The sequence below is a fragment of the Bacteroides sp. ZJ-18 genome (assembly GCF_011038705.2).
Taxonomy (GTDB): domain Bacteria; phylum Bacteroidota; class Bacteroidia; order Bacteroidales; family Bacteroidaceae; genus Bacteroides; species Bacteroides hominis.
Genome location: NZ_CP072198.1, coordinates 1305744 through 1330004, shown reverse-complemented (window position 1 = coordinate 1330004; position 24261 = coordinate 1305744). Strand labels below are relative to the sequence as shown.

Sequence of the window (24261 nt, the reverse complement as noted above, 5' to 3'; positions counted from 1 at the left end):
TACTGATGATAAGAGAACAGGTAAAATCATTATGGAAATTGTGTTTCGATGATAGCGAAGCATTCATCGAACTCTACTTCCGGCTTCGTTATAACAACGAAGTCAACTTAGCCATCCAAAGTGGCGAAGAAGTGATTGCTGCGCTCCAAATGCTCCCTTATCCCATGACGTTTTGTGGTCAAACCGTGCCTACTTCATACATATCCGGCGCATGCACTCATCCCGACTATCGAAGCAAAGGGGTGATGCGCGAACTACTGTCACAAAGTTTTGCACGTATGCTCCGCAACGGTGTCCTGTTTAGTACGCTTATTCCCGCTGAACCCTGGTTGTTCGGTTATTATGCAAAAGCAGGTTATGCCCCGGTTTTCCGCATCTCTCACCAATCCTTCTCTCTTTCAGAATTACCTGCCGATTCGGAAACGGGCAGCATTGAGGAAGTTACAGAATACCAAGAAGATGTTTATCAATATTTGAACGGCAAATTATCAGAACGTACCTGTTGTTTACAACATACGTCCACTGATTTCAAAGTAGTTCTTGCCGATCTTGCCTTGACACAAAATACCGCTCTCGTAGCCCGAAAGGACAATCGAATAACGGGTATAGCTGTTGTCTATAAACACGATAATACCTCGTATATCAACGAGTTATTTGCTGACAATGAAGCTGTCCGGGCACAATTGCTCTGCCGGGCCGGGCTAAGGAATGGCACCGACCGGATCATTCTTCAACTTCCTCCTGTAGCCTCCCTGCCCAACGAAACATTAGGAATGGCACGTGTCATTGATGCCCGGACAGTTCTTCAGCTCTACGCAGCCAGTCATCCGGAAATAGAAATGAACATTGAACTGACCGATGAACAATTGTCAGCCAATAACGGATATTATTATCTTTGCAATGGAAAGTGCATGACCAGTGAGGTCCGCTTACCGGGAGCACACACCCGAATGACCATCGGTGAACTATCAGAAAAAATACTGTGCGAGATGCAACCGTATATGAGTCTGATGATGAACTAAACCTTTCAGTCCTGGGGAAAAAAGAGGTTCACAACAGAATTAACAATATTAATTCATCCAGTTAGTAATAAGCACACATCTTTATTATTACATATTTATAGTCACCAAAAAGAAGCCATCTTCTTCTGTGTAACCAACGGCATAAATACAATGTCTGCGTTCATCAATTGTCAAACAACGCAAGTTTAAATCTAACTGATATATCTTCTGAAGGTTGCCTTGCCAGTCAAATACTAAAATTTTTTTCCCTAACAAAGGATTCTCTTCTGCTGTTTCTCCATTGTAAATAGCATAAACGGCACTATCAGTCACAGAAACATCCTCAAAGCCATAAACCCACCCCTCATGTTCTTTTGAGATTTGCGACTTTTTGATAGGTACCTCCAGTTGCCTGGAGTACACATGATGTATTGAATCGGGCAGCCCCTTTAAATCATAGAACTGAATTAACGCACCCCTATAAGTTGCAAAAACGGCTTTTCCCCAGTCGGGAGATATCTTAAACAAAGCAGGATCAAATAGCATCTTTTGCAAATCATTCTCCGGATCCACCAGCAAATCTGACAATGCGGGGTAGTTTCCCAATTGGTTCATAATCTGGCAAGCACTATCCAATACGGCAAAACGCCTCTGTTGAAATATGCCACGCTCCCCTAAGGCGATATAATGCTTACCACAAGGAATCATTTCTTTAAAATGTGTATCTTTGCTTCCTTCCATCCCCCTTAAAGAGTGACTATCACTATATTTAAAAAAGTCTCCATATTTACGATAAGTTACCAGAGCCCTTTTATTGGCACTAAAATAAGATAAAGTTCCTTTTGTCCGGTCCCATACAGTATTCAAAGTTGCATCCGAATATTCCCCCGGTCCATCTCCCCAAAGACAAAACTCTTCTTTCAATAACCCATCCGTCAAGTTTATCAGATGGAAAAGTTTGGTAACAGCCCGTTTATCTTGAACAATCAAGCAATCACCATCTATCCACATACACTCCGGATAAGAGAATAAATAATCAGTCCGTACCACCTGATAAGGAACAGAAGTAGCAGAAGTTAAATCTAACGGTAAAACAGGAATAGACACCTCCTCCGGTTGTCTTTGGCATGAAACAACCAAGAATAATATTCCTAAAACGGCTGTAAGTTTAAGTCGCATGTCTTTTAATAGCAATATCTCCATAGTACACCAATTAAGATTAGACCCACAAATATATAACATATCCACCTATACACCATCGCACACCCGACTTTTATAAATCAAACGTAAAAGTTTGCCTTCCATTTTTATAGATAAAAACCTGTTCTTCCCGTCCTTTGGTACAGTTCCTCAACCACAATAAGGCATTCTGCGGAACTAAAAATTCAATTTTTCTTTCCGTTGCCACTTTCCTGCCTAATGACTTCCATCCATTGATTCCGTCTTGATAGAATAACTCATAATTATCCCCGGGCCAAATGTAATTATCATCGTTACGCGGAGAGAAAACAATTCTTTCAATCGGCATACTTTCTCCCAGATCATAGGCCAGATAAGAAGATGTATCACGTGCCTGAAAATAAGTCAATATATTGCCATCTGTAACATACTCTAATTTTGCAATCGGTTCTATACTGTTTATCCTCCTCAACCGAATCTTCTCCTGACACAGTGAATCCTTAAATAGTGCCAGTTCCGCCAACTCCATTCTTTTCCCTGCCGGAGCAACATACCGCACATACCTATGCTTCTTTCTTGAAGGCGGAGTTAATATGCAATAATTAGTGGTAAGCGTATCCTCAAATTGCCATAACAGATCTGCATGTATAAATGACAAATCACTGGCAGCTTCAATCTTTGCCCCTATAACTGCTCGATAAGCCCATTCCGCAATTGTCTTTTGCTGAGGCATTTTCCGCCTTAATATAGCTTCCTTCATCAAATCGATATTGGGTTTCAGCAAAACAAACTCACCTCCCCTTTTAGATATGAACGGATATCCCGCCGGATAAAGTTTTCCTCCATCTCCCTGATAAAGAGTCTGATAAATCACATCGGGTTCTATATCCCGGAAAGTAACCTTACCTGCATTACCAAGTGCCATATCTACAGGAATCCATCCGCCGGGACTAAATATCCCTAAGTAGATGTATTGCTCTCCAGGTATTTGTATCGGTATTGTCGTATCATTACTTCCAAAATATTCAGATGTCACATCTTTCACAAATCTATTTCTAAACACAGGATACAACCGTTTATTGCCCGAAATCCCGGAGATTTTCTCAGGTTGTACGCCAAAACAATAGCGATACACCTTCCCCTTTTTCCTTCCGTCATGCCGTAAGGTATCACGTGACGCTTCAAACTCATTAAATCCGAATTGAAGAAAAGTTCCCGTTGTGTCACGCAACATCGTCCAACAATGATAATGTTGATAATCGGGTGAATAAGCAAAATAGTCGGTCGCAACAGGAATTCCACAAGCACGCATAGCATATATTGTCAGGTCGCATGCTTCACGACAATAACCAATCCGATTATGATAAAGAAAAACAGCATCCAAGTGAGGTATCCGAAAATCAGTATTGTAGATGTAATACAGCTTTCTCAGTTTCCCGTCAATGATCTTAGAAGCTTCAATAACATCATCCCCCTTATAAAGAGAATCGAGTAGAGTTCCATAATCTTCATAATACAATTTACGCCAATCCGATAAAGGTTCATCGGCTATTCTGTAAGGTAATATCAGTTCGCAAAAATCATCGAACGGCAAATTTCTATTCCAAGGATATTTCCTCCAAACTTCAAAAGCCAGGTCTATATTATCTATCAAATATTCCGCTGTTATCACTTGGGCGTCATATATCTTGGAGAGAGAGTCAAAGGAAATTCTGTTCCATTTATTCTTCTCCCTTTTAGATATAGGACGCCCTTCACAAACCCCAACTAATAAATGGTGAATAGAATCAAGTTCATTTCCTTCATAAGAATACCATCCCGGCATATTACGAATTAAAAAACGAGCTGCCTCCAATTTTTCCGGATCAGTTCTATAATGTTCTAATACCTTTTCAAGCTCCACGCGATTATCGCCGGCAAATTCCAAAGCATATTCCAACCGCCTATCTTTCTCCGATTGACAAGCTGCCAAAGTTAAAACTAACAGGATAAACAGTATATATTTCATAGTAAAAAAAATGCTTATTTTCTATTCAGACTTATTCTTTCTAAGATATTCATGTTTTAGGATTGAATTTGACATCGGAGGCAATCCTATTATTTTAGTTGATGAATTCATAAGCCTGTGTTAGGAACCAAGAAATCATCCAGGTCTAAATAAAGCACGTCATCTATTTGGGGATTTGTCACATATAATCTATTTCGGATAGGATCTATCCACATCTGCCCAATGCTATAATCCGTCTCTATTTTTTGTATCAGATTCCCATCCCAATCATATACATGAATGATATTCATGTGTGGAGTCTCAAAACGTTCCCAACGCTCTTTTCCCCAATATACTGCATATATGTAATTGTCATCCGCCTGAACCCTTGTAAAATACGACTTTATTTTTTCATCACTTTTAAAAACAGAAAAGTCCGGTTCACCTTCCAAACGATAGCCGCTCACATGACCTGTTTCAAGATCCAGAATATTCAATTGCGCAAGATGAACCATAGCTTGCACCACTTTAGTTCCATCCGGTTTAATGGCATCATTCGAGTAGAAAAAAGACTCCGGCAGAATGGAAGCTTCATCATTCCTTATCGACTTCTTATAGCTTGAAAAGCTCTTCAGCAACTTATTCGTGTCAAGTGTCCGTTTTTGATAAGCGGGCAAAGTAGCTTCTTTATCATTAAGCGGGAACGACTGTAACTCTGTAATTAATGTATTTTCATCCTTCAGAAACATCAAATAGTATGGAGCACCTCCATTCTCCTCTCTCCAGGGATAGGAGATTTGCTTATCCATAACAGTGGTGTCCCGCTTGATCGACTGAGTTATATTCCAGATAAATAGCTTCTCTTCATTAGGAGCGAACAGTAGAGTTTTCAGATCCCCTTTTTCTTTAAAGAAATGAAAAATCGGACCCAAAGCGGCAACTTCCCCAGGACCACTTCCTCTATAACAAAAAGTGCCTATTTCTTTTCCGGTGTCTACATTAAATATATTATAAAAGCGATCCGGTAATTTAGGATTCATAAAAAACATCAGTGAGTCGTATGTGGATAGCCATCCAAAATTCGCTCCATCCAATGGAAGTATTTTCAATGTAGCTTTCTTCGTGTCTTTGATACTATCTTCAATCGTTTGAATTTTACCATTGAAGTATGCGGTGTCATCATTTTCATGACAACTAACGCAAATATTCAATATTAGTGCAAGACTAAATATCACTTTAATGATATGCATATTTTTAATTTAGTTTATATTGTGATTATTATTTAAAAATCAACAGAATAGTCATTTTAATCTCAAAAGACTAAATATCGCAGTTTGCTCATTTATCTCCTGTTGCTGATAAGCGGACGGAAATGCATCATCCGGGAATTCATCCGTATAAACTGTGACAAATGTATTAGGGATATTAGATGAAACCGGACGTCCCATTTCCGAATATCCCGGAATATCCATCTTGGTCAAATTTCCTTGCTCTATCCGCCCATCCTTCTTAAAATAGACAGACCACATTCCCTTATTTGCTGAATTAAAAGACCAAAGAGAGAAAACAAGATTCTTTCCATCCACCGTGAAAAGACTGTATGTACACTCCTCTTTCGTCTCGTACAATTCCCGGTCCGAGCAGTGAAAATCCGCCAACATAGGCAAATTAGACTTCTGCCTCATGGTTCTTACCACCGTATCATTCACAGCATCATATTGATAATAGCTTCCATCTACCGGATTATAAATTTTTATGGTTCCATCCTCTTGAGCACACAGTGTATTCCAAGCAGAATGCACATAAGGAATCCCCTTTTCATATTCTAACAAATTCTTCACTCTTCTCCCTTTCTGATCCAGAATCCAAAGTCCCTTACAATTCTCATCTTCAGAAGGACGATGGCAGAGAAAACGGCCATCCGGCAACTCAACAACATCATTGAAAACAAGAGAATAAGGGAAGCTCAACGAATGACGAAATTCTCCATCAAAACCGTAAGAATAAATAGTCCGTTTACCCATATCACAGACATAAACACAATCTTTTCCTACGAAAAAAGAGTCCATCTCTCTATACTCTCCCGGTCCCTCACCCCGCTGACCAATCGTATTCAAAAAAGTACCATTCTTATCAAACCGGAATGCCATTTCTTGCTTTCTATCCGAAATGTAATAACAAGAATCTTTTGAAATTACATTATCGACCATACCCCAAAAATAAGGAGAAGGTAATTGCAGCCTGACAGACTCAATGGTGTCCACCAATACAGACATCGGCAGATATGGATTAGAAATAGACAGATCGACCGTCATTTCAAACCCCTTATCAATCTGTTTCTGACAAGATGAAACACAATACGTAAACAATATTCCCAATACTACTAAACTGAAGTTTCTCATAATATAAAAATTTAACCAGTAAATACTGTCAAACAGCCAATTCTCTTCTTCCTCCTATTCTTTTTTCAACCGATAACGATATAACGAATCTTTCGCCACACATGAAACGACAAAAGAAATACTTTCTTCACTATCTGTGAAAACAAATGGAAACGCATCGGCAGGAAGACTAACCAAATGGTCACAATCAGGTAATTTATATCTGTCATCAACTATAACCAGTACCGAATCTGAGCCTTCAACAAAGTTACTCGATAATTCCACATCATCAAGCTTCTTCACAAACCGAAAGTATTTATACCCCTCATGCTTTCTATATATCGAATCGATTTTAGCCGATCGAAAATAAATTTCTTCAGAAGTAGTGAGACTTTGACGTACTATTTCTGTTATCAACACCCGAACTGCATCTGAATAAAGAAGCAGATAACAAACGATTATCGTGATAGCAGACAAAGAAAAAACGAAATACCGTTTTCTATTCATAGTTATTATTTCTAAGATATCTATTCTTTTGCAGGATAATAAAATACCAATGGATTAGAATTCTCTGTCAAATTCTTCAGTTCTAAAATCCTATCCAAACTCTCATTCACTTGCCCCGATCTCACTAACGACAAAAACAAAGGCATAGTGTACATATCAAGACAGCCATACACTCCCTTCTCGTCATAAGTTATCAAATTAGGAATGATATGTACATCGTCCCCCTTCGCCCTGTACACCCAATCATCAACACACCCATTGAATATAGAACAAGAGTCCCGAGACGCACTCAATAAACCATAATAAGTTTGATAACCTTTCTGATACTTAAAAAGATAATCATTTTTCACATGAGCCAAAAATATCAAGCTATGTACCTTACCGGATTCTACTAAATACCGAAGAGTTTCTCCTTTATTCACATCTATTTTATCAAGTGTCTTTTTATCCATCCAAGCGTCCGTTACAAATTTCAGCCAGATATCTTCCCGGTCACCCTGTAAACATAATATATCCTTTGAATACAAAGGAGAAAAGCATAATTCCTTTTCCAAAGGTAAACAGAAAGGAGAATGCCCTTGAATCTGCCTCCATCCTTCATTATTAACATTTACAGAAAAATATTTTCTTTCTGTTTGCCCCCCCTTCAAATCAACTTTCCTCATCATGGCGTCTTCACCCGATTTTGAATGTAAATCTGTGTATAAATCACCCTGATTATAGTGTATATAATGGCTTTGACCTTCATCACGATTCAACGATGAAGAGCCGAAAAACTGACCGGATAAAGAATAACAATACACAATCTGCCTGGTAAAATCTAAGGCATAGACATTCCCTTCCTTATCAAGGGTAAAATCACACAGCAACGTATACTCTCCCGGACCACTCCCCTGGCTTCCGATATTATACTTAAATTCTCCGCTTCGATCAAATACGTGGAGAGCATTCAATTCTTCATCTAAAATAAGAAGCAAAGAGTCCTTTGCCAACAGTTTGTCAATATTGCCAACAATGGTATCATCATCCAAAATAATAATTTCCGGTTTTTCAAAAAGACTTGAGAATCGAAGCTCCTTTTGTATAACAATAGAATCCAAACAGATAGCTTTGTCTCCCGCCATCCTTCCTTTGTGCACACAAGAGAATAGACAAAAGCCTATAATTAAAAATAATACCGTTTTCATAAGCTAATAATTAGATTACGATCTAAAGATAAGCAATTGTACTAATATTTAAAAGAAAGTAATAAATAATAATCATTCAAACAATGTCAAAAAGAGAATCAACTTCCCCATCTTTTAGTTGATAATCGTTATTATCCCCTTCAGGAGGAAGAAAGTCTCAGTCACATTGCCAAAACGTTTCCTTTCGATAACACTTTAAAAACCCAAAAAACTTTTATTTTCCAATTGACACTTTCCAGTATTGAAAAAGAGAATAATTCCCCCATCCCCCCAAAAGAACCAACAAGGTACTGGTCTGTTGTCTCCAATGATACATAACTTATAGAATCTACAAAAGAAGAATATTTCAAAGTATCTTACACATTGGATAATAAATCAATCACAATTTGTTCTCGTAAGCGATTCTCTTTCCGATGACATGACGCACATAGAACAAATGCAATCATTATTTTTGTTTTCATTTTTTAGCCGATTATTACTTCATTAACTCCGTTTTATCATTTCCACGGAAAAGTAACCCCATTGCCTTCTAAAGCAAACTTTTTCCATAGGCTAACGTTCTCCATAATTTTTAAGATTAACTATTAGTTTTCTTTATCAACTGCATTACCCCGAATCTTCAAACGTATTGGAGAGGTGGAAGTATTACAATATACAGTAATGGTCTTCTCAAAATGTTCGGGATGCTCTGCACGGTAAGTAACCTGAATATCGGCAGATTTCCCCGAAGACACAGGCTCCTTGCTATAAGCAGGATGTACACCCACACAAAGTATTTATGTCCTCGATAATCAGAAGATGATTGCCAAGATTCCGCAAACTAAAAGTAGCGGTCTGGGGAGTTTTCCAATCAAAATCGCCCATTTCATCGATAAAAGTCGGATAAAGGAATCAGCCCTTCGTCAATCAATGTCTATACACATACATCAATACATGAGACTGCACTATCCAGAAGAGAGAATCAAGTTTAGCATTCTATTTAGAAAGCGTTTGAATTCTTCTTCCGGTATCTCTTTATTGATTTTTAAGTTTAACCTTTTCATTGATTCCCATCTTGGTTCTATTTCGCTAACTTACTAACAGACAATCATACCTTCTCATACCCCTAATACTCATCTTAATCTCAAAAGACTAAGTATCGCAGTTTGCTCATTTATCTCCTGTTGCTGATAAGCGGACGGAAATGCATCATCCGGGAATTCATCCGTATAAACTGTGACAAATGTATTAGGGATATTAGATGAAACCGGACGTCCCATTTCCGAATATCCCGGAATATCCATCTTGGTCAAATTTCCTTGCTCTATCCGCCCATCCTTCTTAAAATAGACAGACCACATTCCCTTATTTGCTGAATTAAAAGACCAAAGAGAGAAAACAAGATTCTTTCCATCCACCGTGAAAAGACTGTATGTGCACTCCTCTTTCGTCTCGTACAATTCCCGGTCCGAGCAGTGAAAATCCGCCAACATAGGCAAATTAGACTTCTGCCTCATGGTTCTTACCACCGTATCATTCACAGCATCATATTGATAATAGCTTCCATCTACCGGATTATAGATTTTTATGGTTCCATCCTCTTGAGCACACAGCGTATTCCAATAGGAGTTCTTGCAAGGAGTCCCTTTTTCATATTCTAATAAATTCTTCACTCTTCTCCCTTTCTGATCCAGAATCCAAAGCCCTGTACAGTTTTCAGACTGAGAAGGACGATGGCAGAGAAAACGGCCATCCGGCAACTCAACAACATCATTGAAAACAAGAGAATAAGGGAAACTCAACGAATGAAGAAATTCTCCATCAAAACCGTAAGAATAAATAGTCCGTTTACCCATATCACAGACATAAACACAATCTTTTCCTACGAAAAAAGAGTCCATCTCTCTATACTCTCCCGGTCCCTCACCCCGCTGGCCAATCGTATTCAAAAAAGTACCATTCTTATCAAACCGGAATGCCATTTCTTGCTTTCTATCCGAAATGTAATAACAAGAATCTTTTGAAATTACATTATCGACCATACCCCAAAAATAAGGAGAAGGTAATTGCAGCCTGACAGACTCAATGGTGTCCACCAATACAGACATCGGCAGATATGGATTAGAGACAGACAGATCAATTACTATATCTCTCTCTTCCAAAGATGTTTCTCGATGACAGGCTATCGCACTTCCAACGAGTAATAATCCCAATAAAAATTGATTCAGTTTCTTCATAAATATTGTTTTAAAGAAGCTGATCAAAAGTTGAAAAGGCAACCATATATTAATTTATAAACACCTTTATGAAAAATAATTATTATACTATCTAACTTCTGATCAGCCTCACAATAATCTCTTAACAACGAGCTAATCCTTTAGCACATCCACTGTATTTACTATCACATTTTTCACAACAGGGAATTTCAGTTGTACCATTCATCCCCGGTAACCAATAATCTCTAGAACTCAGATAATAATAAGGTTCCAGAGTCGTATCAATATTTCCATGATCACTATTTCCTTCATTCTGAGCCAATGACTCAATATTTTGTAATACTAAAGTTGATACGTTTTTATCCTCTTTGTTCGCTTGAACATGATAAATACCACACAGCGAAAAAACGCTTAAACATATCACAAATAATAACTTTACTTTCATAATACACTTTTATTTATCGTTAAACAAATAGTTAGTTCTCACTAACTCCATATATTCTTTATTTATCTTTTGATTAACAGTTGGATCTCCAATATAAATAATCCTATTGTTAGAATCCAACAACCAAACATGAGAATCATTATCTGATATTTTATTCATACTTCTAAATGTGTTATTAGTATCAATAAATACTGGAGTCATAAATTGATGAGATCTCAACATCACGTAGACATCATGCTGATAAATAGGCTCTAACACAAAAACAAAACCAACTTTAAAAGATGTGATAGAATCTACTTGTTGAATCAATTCTTGCCATTTAGCCACATCAAACTTACAACTTATACATTGTTCTTTTCCAATTACAAGAACAATCTTATATGGAAAAGAGCTATAGTCATATACCACTGAGTCTCTCCCAAATAACAAAAAATCACTTTCCGAAGGTAAACTTATTTTTTTGCCGTGCCAGCCTTTTACATATTCCATATCTTTCTTTGATTTACTTGTACAAGCGTGCAAAGAAAGCAATAAAAACAACAACGGTATAAAGAAAAAAATATTATAACCCTTCATAGTAATAAATAAAAAGAAATGAAAAAAATATCGATAATAAGCACTCCAATAATTTCCCGCTTATCATTTCCACGGAAAAGCAATCCAATTGCCTTCTAAATCAAACTTTTTCCATAGGCTAACATTCTCCATATTTTTTTAAGGTTAACTATTAGTTTTCTTTATCAACCGCATTACCCCGAATCTTCAAACGTATTGGAGAGGTGGGAGTATTACAATATACAGTAATGGTCTTCTCAAAATGTTCGGGATGTTCTGCACGGTAAGTAACCTGAATATCAGCAGACTTCCCCGAAGGCACAGGTTCCTTGCTGTAAGTGACGGATGTACAGCCACACGAAGCATTTATGTCCTCGATAATCAGAAGATGATCGCCAAGATTCCGCAAACTAAAAGTAGCAGTCTGGGGAGTTTTCCAATCAAAATCGCCCATTTCATCGAGGTTTTTATCCAAAACCACTTTTGTTTGGGAGGAGGTAGCGACTCCGGTTTGCTGTCCGGTAATAATTTGCAAATAAAGGTCACGCACCTTTTTATTATGGACAGGATTACCAATCGCAATCACCCTGTTCTGACTGTCCAAAAGGAAAGTTTGAAAGTTCACATCCGAAGGGAAATGATTCAAAGCATCAAAACCTCCCTTTTCATCGATAAAAACCGGATAAAGGAATCGATCTCTTTTCAATAGAAAAGAGATTTCATTTTTGTTTTTCGGATGGAAAGCAAAGAGAAAAGATACCTTTCCATTTGCCATTGTGTCGACCATAGAAATGAAATATTTCCATGTAGGAAGTTGCAATTTACAACTGGTGCAGCCCACCGAATCCACGTAAGTCATTATGGTATATTCATTTTGGGGAAACGAATAACCGGCACTGTCCTTTCCCAAAACACTGAATGTCATATCAGCGGGATAGACAATCGTTCTACCCTCCCATTCGTGGATCAAACGGGATATTTGCTGCTCTTTGGTCTCTTTACATGAGCAAAGTGCCATCAGAAAGCATAAATAGCCGATAAGTTTAATGGGCCGTCCCATTATTCTTCACGGTATACTACCTCAACTTTCAGATATGTGAACGGACAGTCCACAGATCCGTCACCGAAACAGGCTATTTCTCCATCCGGGAACGACTCTCCTGTAGCCAAAGCCTCCACATTTTGCAATAGTAAACCGGCTTCTTGTACCTTTCCTTCTTTTCTCACAGAAACAAGACCTATTAACAATAGCCCGATAAGTCCAATAGTAATTTTTGCGTTTTTCATACTCTATGTTTTTATTGCAAAGGTATGGCTTATCTCGGCCACCGCCAGTGAGAAAGACTGATTTCTCACTGATTTTTCACTGATTTCTTACTATTTTCTGAACGAAAGTGGAGTTGATAGCCTCCATTTACCAAAGTAACACCAAGATTAGCCCCTATTTTACTTAAATCGGTACGTAAATCAGTAATCAGTCGGTTCCTGCGTTCCATACAAGAATCTACATCCTCTAATTCTTTCCAGAATAGTTTTTTCAGATCTTCATTCAACAGCAAATGATCGGGTTTAAGAAATGCCAGCAATACCTCAGCAACTCGTTTTCGGAGTATACAAGTCTGTTTACGATAAGTGATACTCCTCTCCAGATAATCAAATGTAAGTCCATTGACTTCCCAAACAAATTCACCTTTTTGTTGAGCTGGCAGTTGTGATGATTCAATAAATTCAAAACAACCAGTAAATGCCATCACCACACAACAGTCAGCTCTTTCCTTCCTTCTATTCTCTTTTCAACCGATAACGATATAACGAATCTTTCACCACACATGACACAACAAAAGAGACATCCTCTTCACTATCTAGGAGAATAAATGGAAATGCATCGGCAGAAAGACTAACCAAATGTTCACAATCAGGTAATTTATATCTATCATCAACTATAACCAGTACCAAGTCTGAGCCTTCAACAAGGTTACTTGATAATTCCACATCATCAAGCTTCTTCACAAACCGAAAGTATTTATACCCCTCATGCTTCCTATATACCGAATCAATTTTAGCCGATCGAAAATAAATTTCTTTAGAAGCAGCAAGACTTTTACTCACCACTTCCGTCATTAACACCCGAACTGCATCTGAATAAAAAAACAGATAACAAACGACTATCATGATAGCGAAAAAAAACCTGACAATTCTTTCTATTCACAATTATTGTTTTTAAGATATTTAGAAGCTGTTTTGAATTATAAAACATTAATATAACATATTATTTATCAGCAGATTAATTAAATATCATTTCTTAACTTTATGGCTACCAAAACATAAGTTATGAGTAATTATCCAACCAACCTAACTGATAAACAGTGGTAAGTTATAAAAAATATAGTAGAAACCAAAGAAAGGAAACGAAAACATCCTTTACGTAAGATGATAAATGCTATGCTGTACCTTACTAAGACCGCCTGTCAGTGGCGAATGCTTCTCAAGGAATTTGGCCCTTGGTAAACCATTTACTTCTATTTCCGTAAATGGAAGTTGGAAAGAGTCTTTGAGGAGTTGATGCACCATCTCCGAGAATCGGTCCGAAAAGCTTTTGGCAAAGCTATCAGCCCCATAGATTCCAAAACTGTAAGAACTTCTCATCACATTGATACGCTTGGCATAATTCCGGTGGTAGTTATTCACACTGCAAACATACTCAGGCCTGATGCCGCCAAACAGTTCACAGTACCATCCAAAAGATGGATTGTGGACAGAACTTTTTCATGGTTCGAAAGTTTTAGAAGGCTCAGTAAAGACAACGAAGTACTTCCAGAAACTTCACAAACCATGATATACCTAACAATGATACCAATGATGCTTAACAGGACCAAATGATAAATTTGAATATAGGGACTTAGTCGCAGCGAAATGCCCCACTCTCTTCTGAAATTATGGAATGTTATCGAACGATACTAAAGTAGGTTCAGGCATATTACCCAATCCTATTATTTTATGCAACTTCGTGCATAAAGCTATCCGGTATATTCTTTTATCTAATAATAATTTTGCAATAGGCAATCCTTTATAGTCGAAAATTAATATTTTGTTTGCCATTGATTTATGTGGGTCTTTAAAATCATAATCACTTAATAGCTGGTCTAAATATAATACATAAATATACTTGTCATCCATTGCTAAATCTAATACTTGTCCAAAACTTCTTTCTTTACTAAACAGAAGGTCGCTGTTTTTACATTCATAAAAAGATTTATCAAAATAAAAACTCCAATCTTTTATCATGACATCGTTTTCCAAATGGTATTTTGCAAGGTATGGCAATTTGTTAGGAGTAAATACCATATTGCCCTCATAAGCAGATAAACACCCCTTTAAATTCATTCGTGACGATTGCATAGACAATTCTCCTTCAATAGGAGAATTTCCAAATCTTTGTAATGGTTGTAAATTACTATCTAACAGCGAAAAGAAACTTCCATCTTTTCCGCATAATAGCGAAACAAAATGTCTGTCATCCAATTTCACAAAGTTATAATCTGCCGGATTTAGTTCACCTTTCTTACGCTTATAAGGTACTCTATTTCTTGATAACTCTTTAATAACCATACCATCTTTACTATCATTCAAAGACATTACAGCCAAAGTTTGCGTATTGATATCGTTCAAACCAAATGTGTTTTCATGAGCGTATGTAATCATCGGTTGAAGAAATTCACCCGGACCATTTCCTAAAGATCCATAAGCATATATTTTTTTCATTCCTGAAGGTATCGAATATACACTGCAAAAGTCCTTTTGGGCGATATGGGTCATTACTAAAAAAGTATCAACACAACCAATCCATCCCATATTAATCAATAATTCTGTATCTGATTGTTCGCATTTTACTTCTATTACCTTATCGAATGTTGAGATATTCGTATTATCCCTCAAATTACAGCTCGACAATAAGCATGAAAAAATTACTATAAAAAAGAACTGTTTCTGCATAGGTTTACATACTATTAAACTACGTGTGGAAAAATTATAGACATTTGTGCCAAAACATGACACTCATTCCTTTTAAGGTGGAATCAAAAACCTTTTCCTGTTTTGATAGAATTTGCTACTTTTGCACACATCACCTCCTTTCGTATTGGTTGATAATGATGGGGTATGAGGAGCTTCATTAACAAAGGTTGCAAGTCTGTGTATGTGTATTGAAGCTTCCTTTTCTCCCTTTGAAATATGCAAATCATTATGGTATATTCATTTTGAGGAAACGAATAGTCAGCACTGCCCTTTCCCAAAACACTGAATGTTATATCAATCAGCGGGATAGACAATCGTTCTACCTTCCCATTCGTGAATCAAACGGGATATTTGCTGCTCTTTGGTCTCTTTACATGAGCAAAGTGTCATCAGAAAGCATAAATAGCCGATAAGTTTAATGGGACAGCCCATTATTCTTCACGGTATACTACCTCAACTTTCAGATATGTGAACGGACAGTCCACAGATCCGTCACCGAAACAGGCTATTTCTCCATCCGGAAACGACTCTCCTGTAGCCAAAGCCTCCACATTTTGCAATAGTAAACCGGCTTCTTGTACCTTTCCTTCTTTTCTCACAGAAACAAGACCTATTAGCAATAGCCCGATAAGTCCAATAGTAATTTTTGCGTTTTTCATACTCTATGTTTTTTTTGCAAAGGTATGGCTTATCCCGCCCACCGCCAGTGAGAAAGACTGATTTCTCACTGATTTTTCACTGATTTCTTACTATTTTCTGAACGAAAGTGGAGTTGATAGCCTCCATTTACCAAAGTAACACCAAGATTAGCCCCTATTTTCCTTAAATCAGTACGTAAATCAGTAATCAGTCGGTTCCTGCGTTCCATACAAGAATCTACATCCTCTAATTCTTTCCAGAATAGTTTTTTCAAATCTTCATTCAACAGCAAATGGCCGGGTGCTTTAAGAAATGCCAGCAATACCTCAGCAACTTGTTTTCGGAGTATACAAGTCTGTTTACGATAAGTGATACTCCTCTCCAGATAATCAAATGTAAGTCCATTGACTTCCCAAACAAATTCACTTTTTTGTTGAACAAGCGGTTGCGGCGATTTAACATGATTATCTACTATTCTGAACTTAGATAAAACTTGAACAAGAAAAAGACGAACACCCGGAACATAAAACAAACAAAAGATCAGTGAAAAAAGAACATAGCTCCAAGTCCAGATATTATTCCAATGCGCTTTTAAAATAACGCTCGCCCAAAAAGGTCTTATAAAAGCATCCATTTTTATACCATAACCGACCCCTGTACTATAGGCTAATAAAAAACAATCGGGTTCATTTAGCCCACTCGATGCCGATATCCGCTCTCCGTTCTTTAGAGAATTTGTTAGTTTTATTCCGGTCTTAGCACAGATTCCATCCATACGAAGTTTCAACTGCCATTTCTGATTCAGAGAATCTACATGAATAGGGTTTCGTTCTATCAGGAAAGATTGCTTGGCTTTCTGTATAAAAGATGTATCCGTATAAACAGTATCAATGGCAAATTGACATACATTGCAAGTCCCACTTTTATCTGTAAGGGTTACTTTCTTATGCTTTGTTTGTTTCTTTCCGGTAGCGTACGCATGATTGGGATTCAATTTTCGGAATCTACATTCCAAGTCTTCATCAATTGTACGCAACAAGAGTTTTTGTACACTTGCATTTACAATAGGCAGACCCATACGATAAAGATAGGATCCAAAAGTAATTGTAACCCCTATCCAAAGTAAAGCAAATAAGATACTATAGATAAATTTCATTGTTCATCATTTTCTTTTGCAAAGAAAATCAAAAAAAGAGTTGATTGCAAATAAAATATAATTTTTCTACCTCCAGTTTCATCTATAAATCTTATCAATAACAGTCCGGCATTATCCAACTGAGCCACATGCAAATACACTATTGATTCATTACTCTTCACACAATTTCCCAAAGACCTTTCCCCCTGCACAAATAAGGAAGAGACCAACTTGATTTCCCCCATATCATAAACCTTTATGAACAAGATAATTACCATTTTTCATACGATCTTTACTCCGGCCCGCATACGTGGGCTCATGGGCCCGCATACCGGGGCTCATCGGCCCACGTACCCGGGCTCATGGGCACAGACATGCGGGCCCGGATAAGATTCAGACCATTTTCGCTAAAGATACTAAGGAAAACAAAATGCTTTTATAGGTATAAACAGAAAGAACAGCCCACCCATCATGCTATATATAAATAGATTACGCTTATTTCCTTTACTAAAATGAAGGGTGGAAGATGGAAGATAGGGGTGGAAGATAAAAGCCCTTAAAAACAGCATCTTCCACCCGCTAAGAGTCTGTTTATCAGAACCAAAATTCTTAAAAGGTGGAAGATGGAAGATCGAAATGCATTTTTTGTATGAGAGCGTGATATTTAGCTTTCCTTTGTCAGCAGACTTTCAAGTTCTTCAGCACTCTGGCGAAGATAGAACTGTCCGCGCCATGCTACAGAAATTGCTCCGGTTTCTTCGGAAACGATAATGGCTAAAGCATCCGAGACTTGAGATATGCCCATTGCTGCCCGATGACGGAGTCCCAGTTCTTTGGGTATATCCAAATTATGTGACACAGGAAGAATACATCCGGCAGCTTTGATACGCTTCTTACTGATTACCATTGCACCGTCATGCAAAGGACTGTTCTTAAAGAAAATGTTCTCTATCAGACGCTGGTTGATATTGGCATCGATAATCTCACCGGTACGAATGACATCGTCAAGAGGGACATTACGTTCCATCACGATCAAGGCCCCCACCTTCTGCTTTCCCATACTGATACAGGCCATCACGATGGGCATGATATCATCATGCTGAAGTTTTTCTTTTTTATTTCCGGTAAGGAAACGTACCAAGGCACTGGCATGTTGATGCGAACCGAGCGTGAGAAGGAAACGCCTGATCTCATCCTGAAACAAAACGATCAGTGCCAATACTCCCACGCTTACCAACTTATCGAAAATAGAACCGAGGAGTTTCATCTCGAGCACTTGCGAAACAACCAGCCAGATAAGGATAAACACCAGAATACCGGTAAACACATTGATAGATCCGGAGGCTTTCATCAGCTTGTATGTATAGTAAAGCAGGAAAGCCACCAACAGGATATCAATAAAATCTTTTATGCCAAATTCAAAAAACACGGATTAAAATATTAAGAGTTAAATATTCGGATATCAGGAATGAAACGATACGCTTTTCAGTTTTTCAATCAACCGGACCGCCTCCACTGCTTCACGTACATCATGGACACGTAGTATATCGGCTCCCTTCATCAATGCCACCGTATCGAGCACAGTCGTCCCGTTGAGTGCCTCTTGCGGAGTAGCTCCGAACAAGCGATAAATCATCGATTTGCGTGAGACTCCTACCAACAAAGGCAATTCGAAGATACCGAACTCCTCCAGATGTGCCATCAGTTCGTAATTATGCTCCAGTGTTTTGCCAAAACCGAAACCGGGATCAAGAATAATATCTTTCATCCCCAAATCACGCAACTGCCGGACTTTCCGTGCAAAATACATAAAAACCTCTTTCAACAAGTTTTCATAGTGGGGTTCCTTCTGCATGTTCTGGGGAGTGCCCTGCATATGCATCATGATGTAGGGAACGTTCAGACGGGCTACGGTTGGGAACATCTGCTCGTCCATCTCACCCGCCGAAATATCGTTGATAATGGCGGCTCCATACTCCTCGACACACTGCCGCGCCACTTCGGCACGGAATGTATCCACGGAAATAATAGCATCCGGGTGATTACGGTTCAATATTTCCAGCCCGGTACGCAGCCTTTGCATCTCTTCTTCCGGTGAGATATGCTCGGCATTGGGACGTGACGAATAAGCACCGATATCAATAATTGATGCACCTTCATCCAATATCTGACATGCACGCGCAGCGATCTCGGCTTCAGTCCGGCTACGGCTGCCTGCATAAAAAGAATCGGGCGTGACGTTGAGTATTCCCATGACCTGCGGAGTGGAAAGATCGAGTAAACGTCCGTTTACATTCAGACTTTTGAGAATCATTGAATCCATTTTCTGTTTTTACAGTTGATTGTCGCAAAGATAAAGAAAAATAAATGTCCCTATGCTATCTGCACACTAAAAATAAAGTTATCTTTGCAGGTATCAAGACTACTGAAACAATGTTTATCAAATTATGCCGTCACATCATATTACCTATACTGGTTTTGTTCTGCTTTCAATATCAGACAAGAGCTGAACACACGCTTACAAAGACGGACAGCGTTTTGCGTAGCTACTTCTTAAAATGTAAGGCAGAAATCAACAGTCCGGCTTTCCTGCAAATAAACGATACCCTTGCCCGCCTGTCAAAACAGAAAAAGGACAGACACATGGAAGCTGTTGCCGCTTCGCTGAAGCTGGACTATTATTATTATAAAAATGATCTCGACAGCATTCTGATTGAAGTAGAGAACGTGAAAAAGATAAGCAAACAGAATGGCCAGTTGAAATACTTCTATTTTGCCTGGGGAAGCCGGCTGATTACTTATTACATAAAGCAACATCAAACCAGTACGGCCATTTATGAGGCGCAAAAAATGCTCCGGTCGGCCGAAGCTGATAATTTCATCCCCGGAATCGTACAGTGTTATCGGGCATTGGCAACCATTTATATGACTCAGTCGAATCCCAAACTGGCATATGAGAATTTCAAAAAACAAATAGAGCTTATCGAGCAAAACGGAATAGAAGACATCAACCTGCCTACCCAATACGCATCGCTTGCCCAGTGTGCCCTTGAATTGCACCAACCTGAGGATGCCAAAAAAGCGCTGGACGAAGGAAGCAAAAAGATAAAAAGTGCCTATCAGAATTTTACAATAAACAAGGCTTACATTCTGTACTACATCGAAACGAAAGAATACGATAAAGCGAAGAAAATACTTCGGAAGATGGAACAACTATTCGAAGAGGACAAAACACTTACCATCTACAGAAACGGATTATACTATGTACAGACTGAGTATTACCTGGCTACCGGAGAATATAATAAAGCGCTCGAAGTGATCGACCGGATCAAAGCCGACTCTCTCTTTTCAAACAAATACTTGAACTACAGCATCACTCAAAAAGAAGGAAATATTTACTGGGCAATGAACGATAGAGCACGGGCGGCCCAATTTTACCGGGACTACATCCTGGCTACAGATTCGATACGCACCCAGGAAATACAGAACTCTACCAGTGAGTTCTACGCCATCCTGGAGGTAGAACAGTTACAGAAAGAAAAAAGCGATTTGCTGCTTCACATGCAAGAGGAAAAGCTACAGACTATTTATACAATCCTGATCTCACTCGTTGTCGTCCTGTTAGTAGTAGCAATGATGTTCTGCCGCATTTCTAAACTGAATCAGAAATTAAAGAAGTCGGAAGCAATTGTGGTGCAACAGAACAAGGAATTGACAGAAAACGGTGAGGAGCTGCGCAAAGCCAAAGAACGTGCGGAAACTGCAAGCCAGATGAAAACAACATTCATCCAAAGTATGTCACACGAAATACGTACGCCGTTGAATGCGATTGTAGGATTCTCGCAAGTACTGAGTGCTTACTTTAAAAACGAAGATGAAACAAAAGAGTATGCCTCTATCATAGAGACAAGCAGCACTAACTTATTGCGGCTTGTGAGTGACGTACTCGACATTTCGTATCTTGATCAGTCGGAAGAATTGCCATACAATAAACCCGACGACATCAACAATTGCTGCCAGACAAGCATCGAGCGGTCAAGAGATTCTGTGAAACCGGGGGTCAGCCTTTACTTTGAGCCACAATGCAGACGGCTCACCATATTGACTAATCCGACAAGAGTAGCGCAAGTACTGACCCATTTGCTACACAACGCAGCTAAATTTACGGATAGAGGAAGCATTATTCTGGCCTACACTATAGCGGAAAGTCCAAGCCGGATCATATACACCGTTACCGATACGGGAAAAGGCATTCCTGCAGAACAACAGGAATATGTATTCGAGCGTTTTGCCAAACTGAACGACTTTTCTCAAGGTACCGGACTGGGACTCCCGATATGCCGTATTATCGCAGAAAAGTTAGGTGGCAGCCTCATCATAGATAAGGAATATACAGGAGGATGCCGTTTTATCTTCACCCTTCCTTTGATCCGGGCCAATGTGTGAAAAGAAAAAGGTTGCCCCTCAGGCGGAAACCGCCCTCGGAGCAACCTAAACAAAAAAACGGTAAAGCGTTACCGCTACTACTCAACAATGGTTACTCTTGCACCATTGAATACATTCAACCCCAACTTATTCATGATGTATTTAATGGCCAACTGTGCTTTCACAGAGTTGCCCGAACCATCCAAAGGAGGTGCAAAGGCAGAAATACCGAATACGCCCGGCAATACCCCCATCACACCACCACCTACACCGGTCTTGGCAGGAATACCGGAAGTATACATCCAGTCACCCGAATGTTCGTAGAAACCTACGGTGGCAATCATAGAAGTGATCTTAGGAGTCAGTTCGGCATCGAACACCTGCTTCTTGGTAACAGGATTCACACCACCATTGGCAACCGTACCGGCAGCCACCGACAGCATCTGTGCAGTAACTCCCAAAGAGCACTGACGGGTATAGAGGTCGAGCGACATATTCGGATCATCATAGATGCGGTTATAATTCTTCAGCAGCCAGGCAATAGAACGGTTGTTGAAGTTGGTAGCTGTTTCCGACTTATAGAGTTCTTCAATCAGCTGTGGAGCAGAGCCGCAAAGATCGGTAATATTCTGTACAATCGCATCCCACTTCTTATCGGAATTACCAACCGGCGTCACCATGGAACAAGCAGAGATGGCTCCGGCATTGACCAACGGAGTAGACGGATGATCATTTTCCAATAAGATGGCGATGATAGAGTTGAAAGGCAGTCCGGTAGCATCCGCTCCAATCATTTCCAACACCTTCTGCGCCCCGTATTGACGGAGAATCAGAATGGCTGTATGTACTTTAGATACGGATTCGATACCGAAACGATAGTCAAAATCCCCTACGGTAATAGTTTGACCATTCAGCAAACAGACACTGATACCAAAAAGGTTCTTGTCAATATTAGCAAGATAGGGAATATAATCGGCATTCTTACCACCGGTATTACCCTTGACTTGCTCATAAGCCTGTTGTACTATCTCTTTTATTTGGGAAATAGATATTTTTTTGTCCATACCAATAATGTTATTTATTTCTTAGCAACTTGCGGTTTACCGGTATGATTAAACACTTTGGTTTCTACCGGCAGATTCTTTTCCTGGGCGATACGGGTGGTTGTCGGGTATTCCAGTTTTTCAAGTTCGGTAATAGCATTCTTGATATCTCCCAACAGCATATCGGCCATGTCCCGGCTGAATCCCTGACGAACTACCACACGCATAACCACATAATTCTCCAGTTTAGAAGGCAGTGTATATGCCGGAACCATCCAGCCGTGCTGAGCCAGTTTATCCTGCAAATCATAAAGAGTCCATTTGGCGTTCTTTGCATATTCCGGTTTCATGTACCAGATAAACAACGGGTTCACTACATCTTCAGAGTAGTTGACAAACGGAGCCATCTTAGCGATCTGGCTGTGGATATATTTAGCTATTTGCAGAGAGTTATACTGTACTTCCTTGTAACCCTGGAATCCTAAACGGATGAATTGATAATACTGTCCCAGAATCTGAGCAGCCGGACGTGAGAAGTTCAAACCTACCTGAGTAATGTTAGCTCCTAAATAGTTTACGCTGAAAGCCATTTCTTCGGGCAGATATTCTTTACCTTTCCAGACAACCCAACCTAAACCCGGATATACAAGACCGAACTTATGACCGGATACACTGATAGAGAGTACCCATTTCAGGCGGAAGTCCCACTTGGTTTCCGGATACAGGAACGGAAGGATAAAACCACCGCTGGCAGCGTCTACGTGGATAGGAATGTCATAACCGGTCTTGGCGTTATAAGCATCGAGGGCTTTGTTAAGCGCTTCAACGTCGTCATTCAGGCCTGTCCATGTAACACCCTGGATAGGAACTACACAAATTGTATTTTCATCACACATCTTCAAGGCTTCTTCCGGATCGAGTGTGGTCTTGTCCAATGTCAGAGGAACCTGACGCATCTCAATTTGCCATAACTGCGCAAATTTCTCCCAAACTACCTGGAAGCCGGTTGAAATCACAAAGTTTGGTTTGTCAAACGGTTTGCCCTGTGCCTGACGTTTTTTACGCCAACGCAGCCAAGCTGCAACACCACCCAACATACAGGCTTCTGAAGAACCGATAGCCAACGCACCTGTCTTCCAGGTATCTTTCTCCGGAGAATTCCACAAGTTGGCTACAATGTTGATACATTTACCATTCATTACGGCAATACGCGGGTATTCTGTCTCATCAATATAGTTGATATTGATAGCTTCATTCATCAGCTTCGTTGCATAGTCATCCATATAAGTAGTCACGAATGTAGCAAGATTCAGACGGGGCTGAGTTTGAGCAAAAGTTTCGTCCTTCACCATCTGGTAGGCGATTTCCGGAGTCGTAGGTCCATCAGGTATTTTCTCCACCGGAGAGGGTTGCAACATTTTGTTTGAACCAAATACATCGGTTTTAGCATCACCTTTTCTGAAATTTAAATCTTCCATAATTACTCTTATTTTTAATTAGGTTTAGGCGATGGGGATTTTCCCCGTCGAATTTCCCACAACAACATCGAAGGGATATGAAAGTTCTTC

At 39.3% G+C, this 24261-nt stretch carries 24 protein-coding genes and 3 pseudogenes; 4 read left to right on the top strand and 23 right to left on the bottom strand.

What is annotated here, in order from left to right:
• Positions 1 to 5: 5 nt before the first annotated feature.
• Entirely contained in the window at positions 6 to 1022 is a 1017-nt protein-coding gene (eis, locus tag G7Y45_RS05290) for an enhanced intracellular survival protein Eis (RefSeq protein ID WP_005778999.1), read from the top strand.
• Positions 1023 to 1109: 87 nt separating this feature from the next.
• Here the strand turns inward: eis and G7Y45_RS05285 are convergent, their stop codons facing one another.
• From G7Y45_RS05285 to G7Y45_RS20115, 14 genes and pseudogenes are all read right to left on the bottom strand, one after another.
• Entirely contained in the window at positions 1110 to 2243 is a 1134-nt protein-coding gene (locus G7Y45_RS05285; protein WP_080594399.1) for a BF3164 family lipoprotein, read from the bottom strand.
• A 31-nt stretch (positions 2244 to 2274) separates the two neighbouring features.
• Complete coding sequence (locus G7Y45_RS05280) at positions 2275 to 4188, bottom strand: discoidin domain-containing protein (RefSeq protein WP_032540316.1); 1914 nt, start codon at positions 4186 to 4188, stop codon at positions 2275 to 2277.
• 107 nt (positions 4189 to 4295) lie between these two features.
• Positions 4296 to 5417 carry a BF3164 family lipoprotein gene (locus G7Y45_RS05275; protein WP_032540318.1) on the bottom strand — a complete coding sequence of 374 codons (1122 nt, stop codon included), beginning with the start codon at positions 5415 to 5417 and terminating at the stop codon, positions 4296 to 4298.
• A gap of 51 nt (positions 5418 to 5468) precedes the next feature.
• Positions 5469 to 6569, bottom strand: coding sequence for a 6-bladed beta-propeller (locus G7Y45_RS05270; RefSeq protein ID WP_209377349.1), 1101 nt, complete (start codon positions 6567 to 6569; stop codon positions 5469 to 5471).
• Positions 6570 to 6623: 54 nt separating this feature from the next.
• The gene (locus G7Y45_RS20120) at positions 6624 to 7055 is read right to left on the bottom strand and encodes a hypothetical protein (RefSeq protein ID WP_005810832.1); all 432 of its coding nucleotides are present in this window, start codon (positions 7053 to 7055) and stop codon (positions 6624 to 6626) included.
• Between the two features lie 20 nt (positions 7056 to 7075).
• Positions 7076 to 8242 carry a 6-bladed beta-propeller gene (locus G7Y45_RS05260; protein ID WP_165018046.1) on the bottom strand — a complete coding sequence of 389 codons (1167 nt, stop codon included), beginning with the start codon at positions 8240 to 8242 and terminating at the stop codon, positions 7076 to 7078.
• Positions 8243 to 8826: 584 nt separating this feature from the next.
• Positions 8827 to 9106: pseudogene (locus G7Y45_RS05255) on the bottom strand (DUF1573 domain-containing protein).
• Between the two features lie 248 nt (positions 9107 to 9354).
• Positions 9355 to 10458 (bottom strand): 6-bladed beta-propeller, encoded by a 1104-nt coding sequence (locus tag G7Y45_RS05250; RefSeq protein ID WP_165167612.1) that lies wholly within the window; start codon positions 10456 to 10458, stop codon positions 9355 to 9357.
• A gap of 121 nt (positions 10459 to 10579) precedes the next feature.
• Positions 10580 to 10882 (bottom strand): NVEALA domain-containing protein, encoded by a 303-nt coding sequence (locus tag G7Y45_RS05245; protein ID WP_005810845.1) that lies wholly within the window; start codon positions 10880 to 10882, stop codon positions 10580 to 10582.
• Between the two features lie 9 nt (positions 10883 to 10891).
• Entirely contained in the window at positions 10892 to 11371 is a 480-nt protein-coding gene (locus tag G7Y45_RS05240; RefSeq protein WP_005810848.1) for a hypothetical protein, read from the bottom strand.
• Positions 11372 to 11609: 238 nt separating this feature from the next.
• Positions 11610 to 12497, bottom strand: coding sequence for a DUF1573 domain-containing protein (locus G7Y45_RS05235; protein WP_005810850.1), 888 nt, complete (start codon positions 12495 to 12497; stop codon positions 11610 to 11612).
• A complete protein-coding gene (locus G7Y45_RS05230; RefSeq protein WP_005779008.1) occupies positions 12497 to 12724 on the bottom strand; it encodes an NVEALA domain-containing protein in 228 nt (75 codons plus the stop codon). The genes G7Y45_RS05235 and G7Y45_RS05230 overlap by 1 nt, the downstream gene beginning before the upstream one ends.
• 65 nt (positions 12725 to 12789) lie before the next feature.
• Positions 12790 to 13167 (bottom strand): annotated as a pseudogene (locus G7Y45_RS05225) (hypothetical protein); the annotation flags it as partial.
• Positions 13168 to 13219: 52 nt separating this feature from the next.
• A complete protein-coding gene (locus G7Y45_RS20115; protein WP_032535549.1) occupies positions 13220 to 13609 on the bottom strand; it encodes a hypothetical protein in 390 nt (129 codons plus the stop codon).
• Positions 13610 to 13867: 258 nt separating this feature from the next.
• On the opposite strand from G7Y45_RS20115, the gene G7Y45_RS20110 reads away from it, so the two are divergent.
• Both G7Y45_RS20110 and G7Y45_RS19910 read left to right on the top strand, forming a co-directional pair.
• A complete protein-coding gene (locus G7Y45_RS20110; protein ID WP_080546258.1) occupies positions 13868 to 13945 on the top strand; it encodes a transposase in 78 nt (25 codons plus the stop codon).
• Between the two features lie 54 nt (positions 13946 to 13999).
• Positions 14000 to 14317, top strand: a complete 318-nt coding sequence (locus tag G7Y45_RS19910) for a transposase (RefSeq protein ID WP_241158966.1) — start codon at positions 14000 to 14002, stop codon at positions 14315 to 14317.
• A 54-nt stretch (positions 14318 to 14371) separates the two neighbouring features.
• Here the strand turns inward: G7Y45_RS19910 and G7Y45_RS05210 are convergent, their stop codons facing one another.
• From G7Y45_RS05210 to folP, 7 genes and pseudogenes are all read right to left on the bottom strand, one after another.
• Positions 14372 to 15430, bottom strand: coding sequence for a BF3164 family lipoprotein (locus G7Y45_RS05210; RefSeq protein WP_005779014.1), 1059 nt, complete (start codon positions 15428 to 15430; stop codon positions 14372 to 14374).
• Positions 15431 to 15675: 245 nt separating this feature from the next.
• A pseudogene (locus tag G7Y45_RS20105) lies at positions 15676 to 15883 on the bottom strand (hypothetical protein); the annotation flags it as partial.
• A complete protein-coding gene (locus tag G7Y45_RS05205) occupies positions 15883 to 16110 on the bottom strand; it encodes an NVEALA domain-containing protein (RefSeq protein ID WP_005779008.1) in 228 nt (75 codons plus the stop codon). The pseudogene G7Y45_RS20105 and the gene G7Y45_RS05205, both read right to left, overlap by 1 nt.
• Positions 16111 to 16175: 65 nt before the next feature.
• Positions 16176 to 17246: a hypothetical protein gene (locus tag G7Y45_RS05200; protein ID WP_165014808.1), complete on the bottom strand. Its 1071-nt coding sequence runs from the start codon at positions 17244 to 17246 to the stop codon at positions 16176 to 16178.
• Positions 17243 to 17470 carry a hypothetical protein gene (locus G7Y45_RS05195; protein ID WP_005811873.1) on the bottom strand — a complete coding sequence of 76 codons (228 nt, stop codon included), beginning with the start codon at positions 17468 to 17470 and terminating at the stop codon, positions 17243 to 17245. The genes G7Y45_RS05200 and G7Y45_RS05195 overlap by 4 nt, the downstream gene beginning before the upstream one ends.
• Before the next feature lie 419 nt (positions 17471 to 17889).
• A complete protein-coding gene (cdaA, locus tag G7Y45_RS05190; protein WP_005779023.1) occupies positions 17890 to 18654 on the bottom strand; it encodes a diadenylate cyclase CdaA in 765 nt (254 codons plus the stop codon).
• Between the two features lie 33 nt (positions 18655 to 18687).
• Positions 18688 to 19548, bottom strand: a complete 861-nt coding sequence (folP, locus tag G7Y45_RS05185; RefSeq protein WP_122142921.1) for a dihydropteroate synthase — start codon at positions 19546 to 19548, stop codon at positions 18688 to 18690.
• A 110-nt stretch (positions 19549 to 19658) separates the two neighbouring features.
• On the opposite strand from folP, the gene G7Y45_RS05180 reads away from it, so the two are divergent.
• On the top strand, positions 19659 to 21671 hold the full coding sequence (locus G7Y45_RS05180) for a HAMP domain-containing sensor histidine kinase (protein ID WP_165014811.1): 2013 nt from the start codon (positions 19659 to 19661) through the stop codon (positions 21669 to 21671).
• Between the two features lie 77 nt (positions 21672 to 21748).
• Here the strand turns inward: G7Y45_RS05180 and glsA are convergent, their stop codons facing one another.
• Positions 21749 to 22714, bottom strand: a complete 966-nt coding sequence (gene glsA / locus G7Y45_RS05175) for a glutaminase A (protein ID WP_165014814.1) — start codon at positions 22712 to 22714, stop codon at positions 21749 to 21751.
• A 14-nt stretch (positions 22715 to 22728) separates the two neighbouring features.
• Positions 22729 to 24171: a glutamate decarboxylase gene (locus G7Y45_RS05170; RefSeq protein WP_165014816.1), complete on the bottom strand. Its 1443-nt coding sequence runs from the start codon at positions 24169 to 24171 to the stop codon at positions 22729 to 22731.
• Positions 24172 to 24261 lie beyond the last annotated feature (90 nt).

What these genes read in the sequence shown, in the direction of transcription:
- eis (WP_005778999.1), top strand. Translation starts at nt 6, where the DNA reads ATGATAAGAGAACAGGTAAAATCATTATGGAAATTGTGTTTCGATGAT.
- G7Y45_RS05285 (WP_080594399.1), bottom strand. Translation starts at nt 2,243, where the DNA reads ATGTTATATATTTGTGGGTCTAATCTTAATTGGTGTACTATGGAGATA.
- G7Y45_RS05280 (WP_032540316.1), bottom strand. Translation starts at nt 4,188, where the DNA reads ATGAAATATATACTGTTTATCCTGTTAGTTTTAACTTTGGCAGCTTGT.
- G7Y45_RS05275 (WP_032540318.1), bottom strand. Translation starts at nt 5,417, where the DNA reads ATGCATATCATTAAAGTGATATTTAGTCTTGCACTAATATTGAATATT.
- G7Y45_RS05270 (WP_209377349.1), bottom strand. Translation starts at nt 6,569, where the DNA reads ATGAGAAACTTCAGTTTAGTAGTATTGGGAATATTGTTTACGTATTGT.
- G7Y45_RS20120 (WP_005810832.1), bottom strand. Translation starts at nt 7,055, where the DNA reads ATGAATAGAAAACGGTATTTCGTTTTTTCTTTGTCTGCTATCACGATA.
- G7Y45_RS05260 (WP_165018046.1), bottom strand. Translation starts at nt 8,242, where the DNA reads ATGAAAACGGTATTATTTTTAATTATAGGCTTTTGTCTATTCTCTTGT.
- G7Y45_RS05250 (WP_165167612.1), bottom strand. Translation starts at nt 10,458, where the DNA reads ATGAAGAAACTGAATCAATTTTTATTGGGATTATTACTCGTTGGAAGT.
- G7Y45_RS05245 (WP_005810845.1), bottom strand. Translation starts at nt 10,882, where the DNA reads ATGAAAGTAAAGTTATTATTTGTGATATGTTTAAGCGTTTTTTCGCTG.
- G7Y45_RS05240 (WP_005810848.1), bottom strand. Translation starts at nt 11,371, where the DNA reads ATGGAATATGTAAAAGGCTGGCACGGCAAAAAAATAAGTTTACCTTCG.
- G7Y45_RS05235 (WP_005810850.1), bottom strand. Translation starts at nt 12,497, where the DNA reads ATGGGACGGCCCATTAAACTTATCGGCTATTTATGCTTTCTGATGGCA.
- G7Y45_RS05230 (WP_005779008.1), bottom strand. Translation starts at nt 12,724, where the DNA reads ATGAAAAACGCAAAAATTACTATTGGACTTATCGGGCTATTGTTAATA.
- G7Y45_RS20115 (WP_032535549.1), bottom strand. Translation starts at nt 13,609, where the DNA reads ATGATAGTCGTTTGTTATCTGTTTTTTTATTCAGATGCAGTTCGGGTG.
- G7Y45_RS20110 (WP_080546258.1), top strand. Translation starts at nt 13,868, where the DNA reads ATGATAAATGCTATGCTGTACCTTACTAAGACCGCCTGTCAGTGGCGA.
- G7Y45_RS19910 (WP_241158966.1), top strand. Translation starts at nt 14,000, where the DNA reads ATGCACCATCTCCGAGAATCGGTCCGAAAAGCTTTTGGCAAAGCTATC.
- G7Y45_RS05210 (WP_005779014.1), bottom strand. Translation starts at nt 15,430, where the DNA reads ATGCAGAAACAGTTCTTTTTTATAGTAATTTTTTCATGCTTATTGTCG.
- G7Y45_RS05205 (WP_005779008.1), bottom strand. Translation starts at nt 16,110, where the DNA reads ATGAAAAACGCAAAAATTACTATTGGACTTATCGGGCTATTGCTAATA.
- G7Y45_RS05200 (WP_165014808.1), bottom strand. Translation starts at nt 17,246, where the DNA reads ATGAAATTTATCTATAGTATCTTATTTGCTTTACTTTGGATAGGGGTT.
- G7Y45_RS05195 (WP_005811873.1), bottom strand. Translation starts at nt 17,470, where the DNA reads ATGGGGGAAATCAAGTTGGTCTCTTCCTTATTTGTGCAGGGGGAAAGG.
- folP (WP_122142921.1), bottom strand. Translation starts at nt 19,548, where the DNA reads ATGGATTCAATGATTCTCAAAAGTCTGAATGTAAACGGACGTTTACTC.
- G7Y45_RS05180 (WP_165014811.1), top strand. Translation starts at nt 19,659, where the DNA reads ATGTTTATCAAATTATGCCGTCACATCATATTACCTATACTGGTTTTG.
- glsA (WP_165014814.1), bottom strand. Translation starts at nt 22,714, where the DNA reads ATGGACAAAAAAATATCTATTTCCCAAATAAAAGAGATAGTACAACAG.
- G7Y45_RS05170 (WP_165014816.1), bottom strand. Translation starts at nt 24,171, where the DNA reads ATGGAAGATTTAAATTTCAGAAAAGGTGATGCTAAAACCGATGTATTT.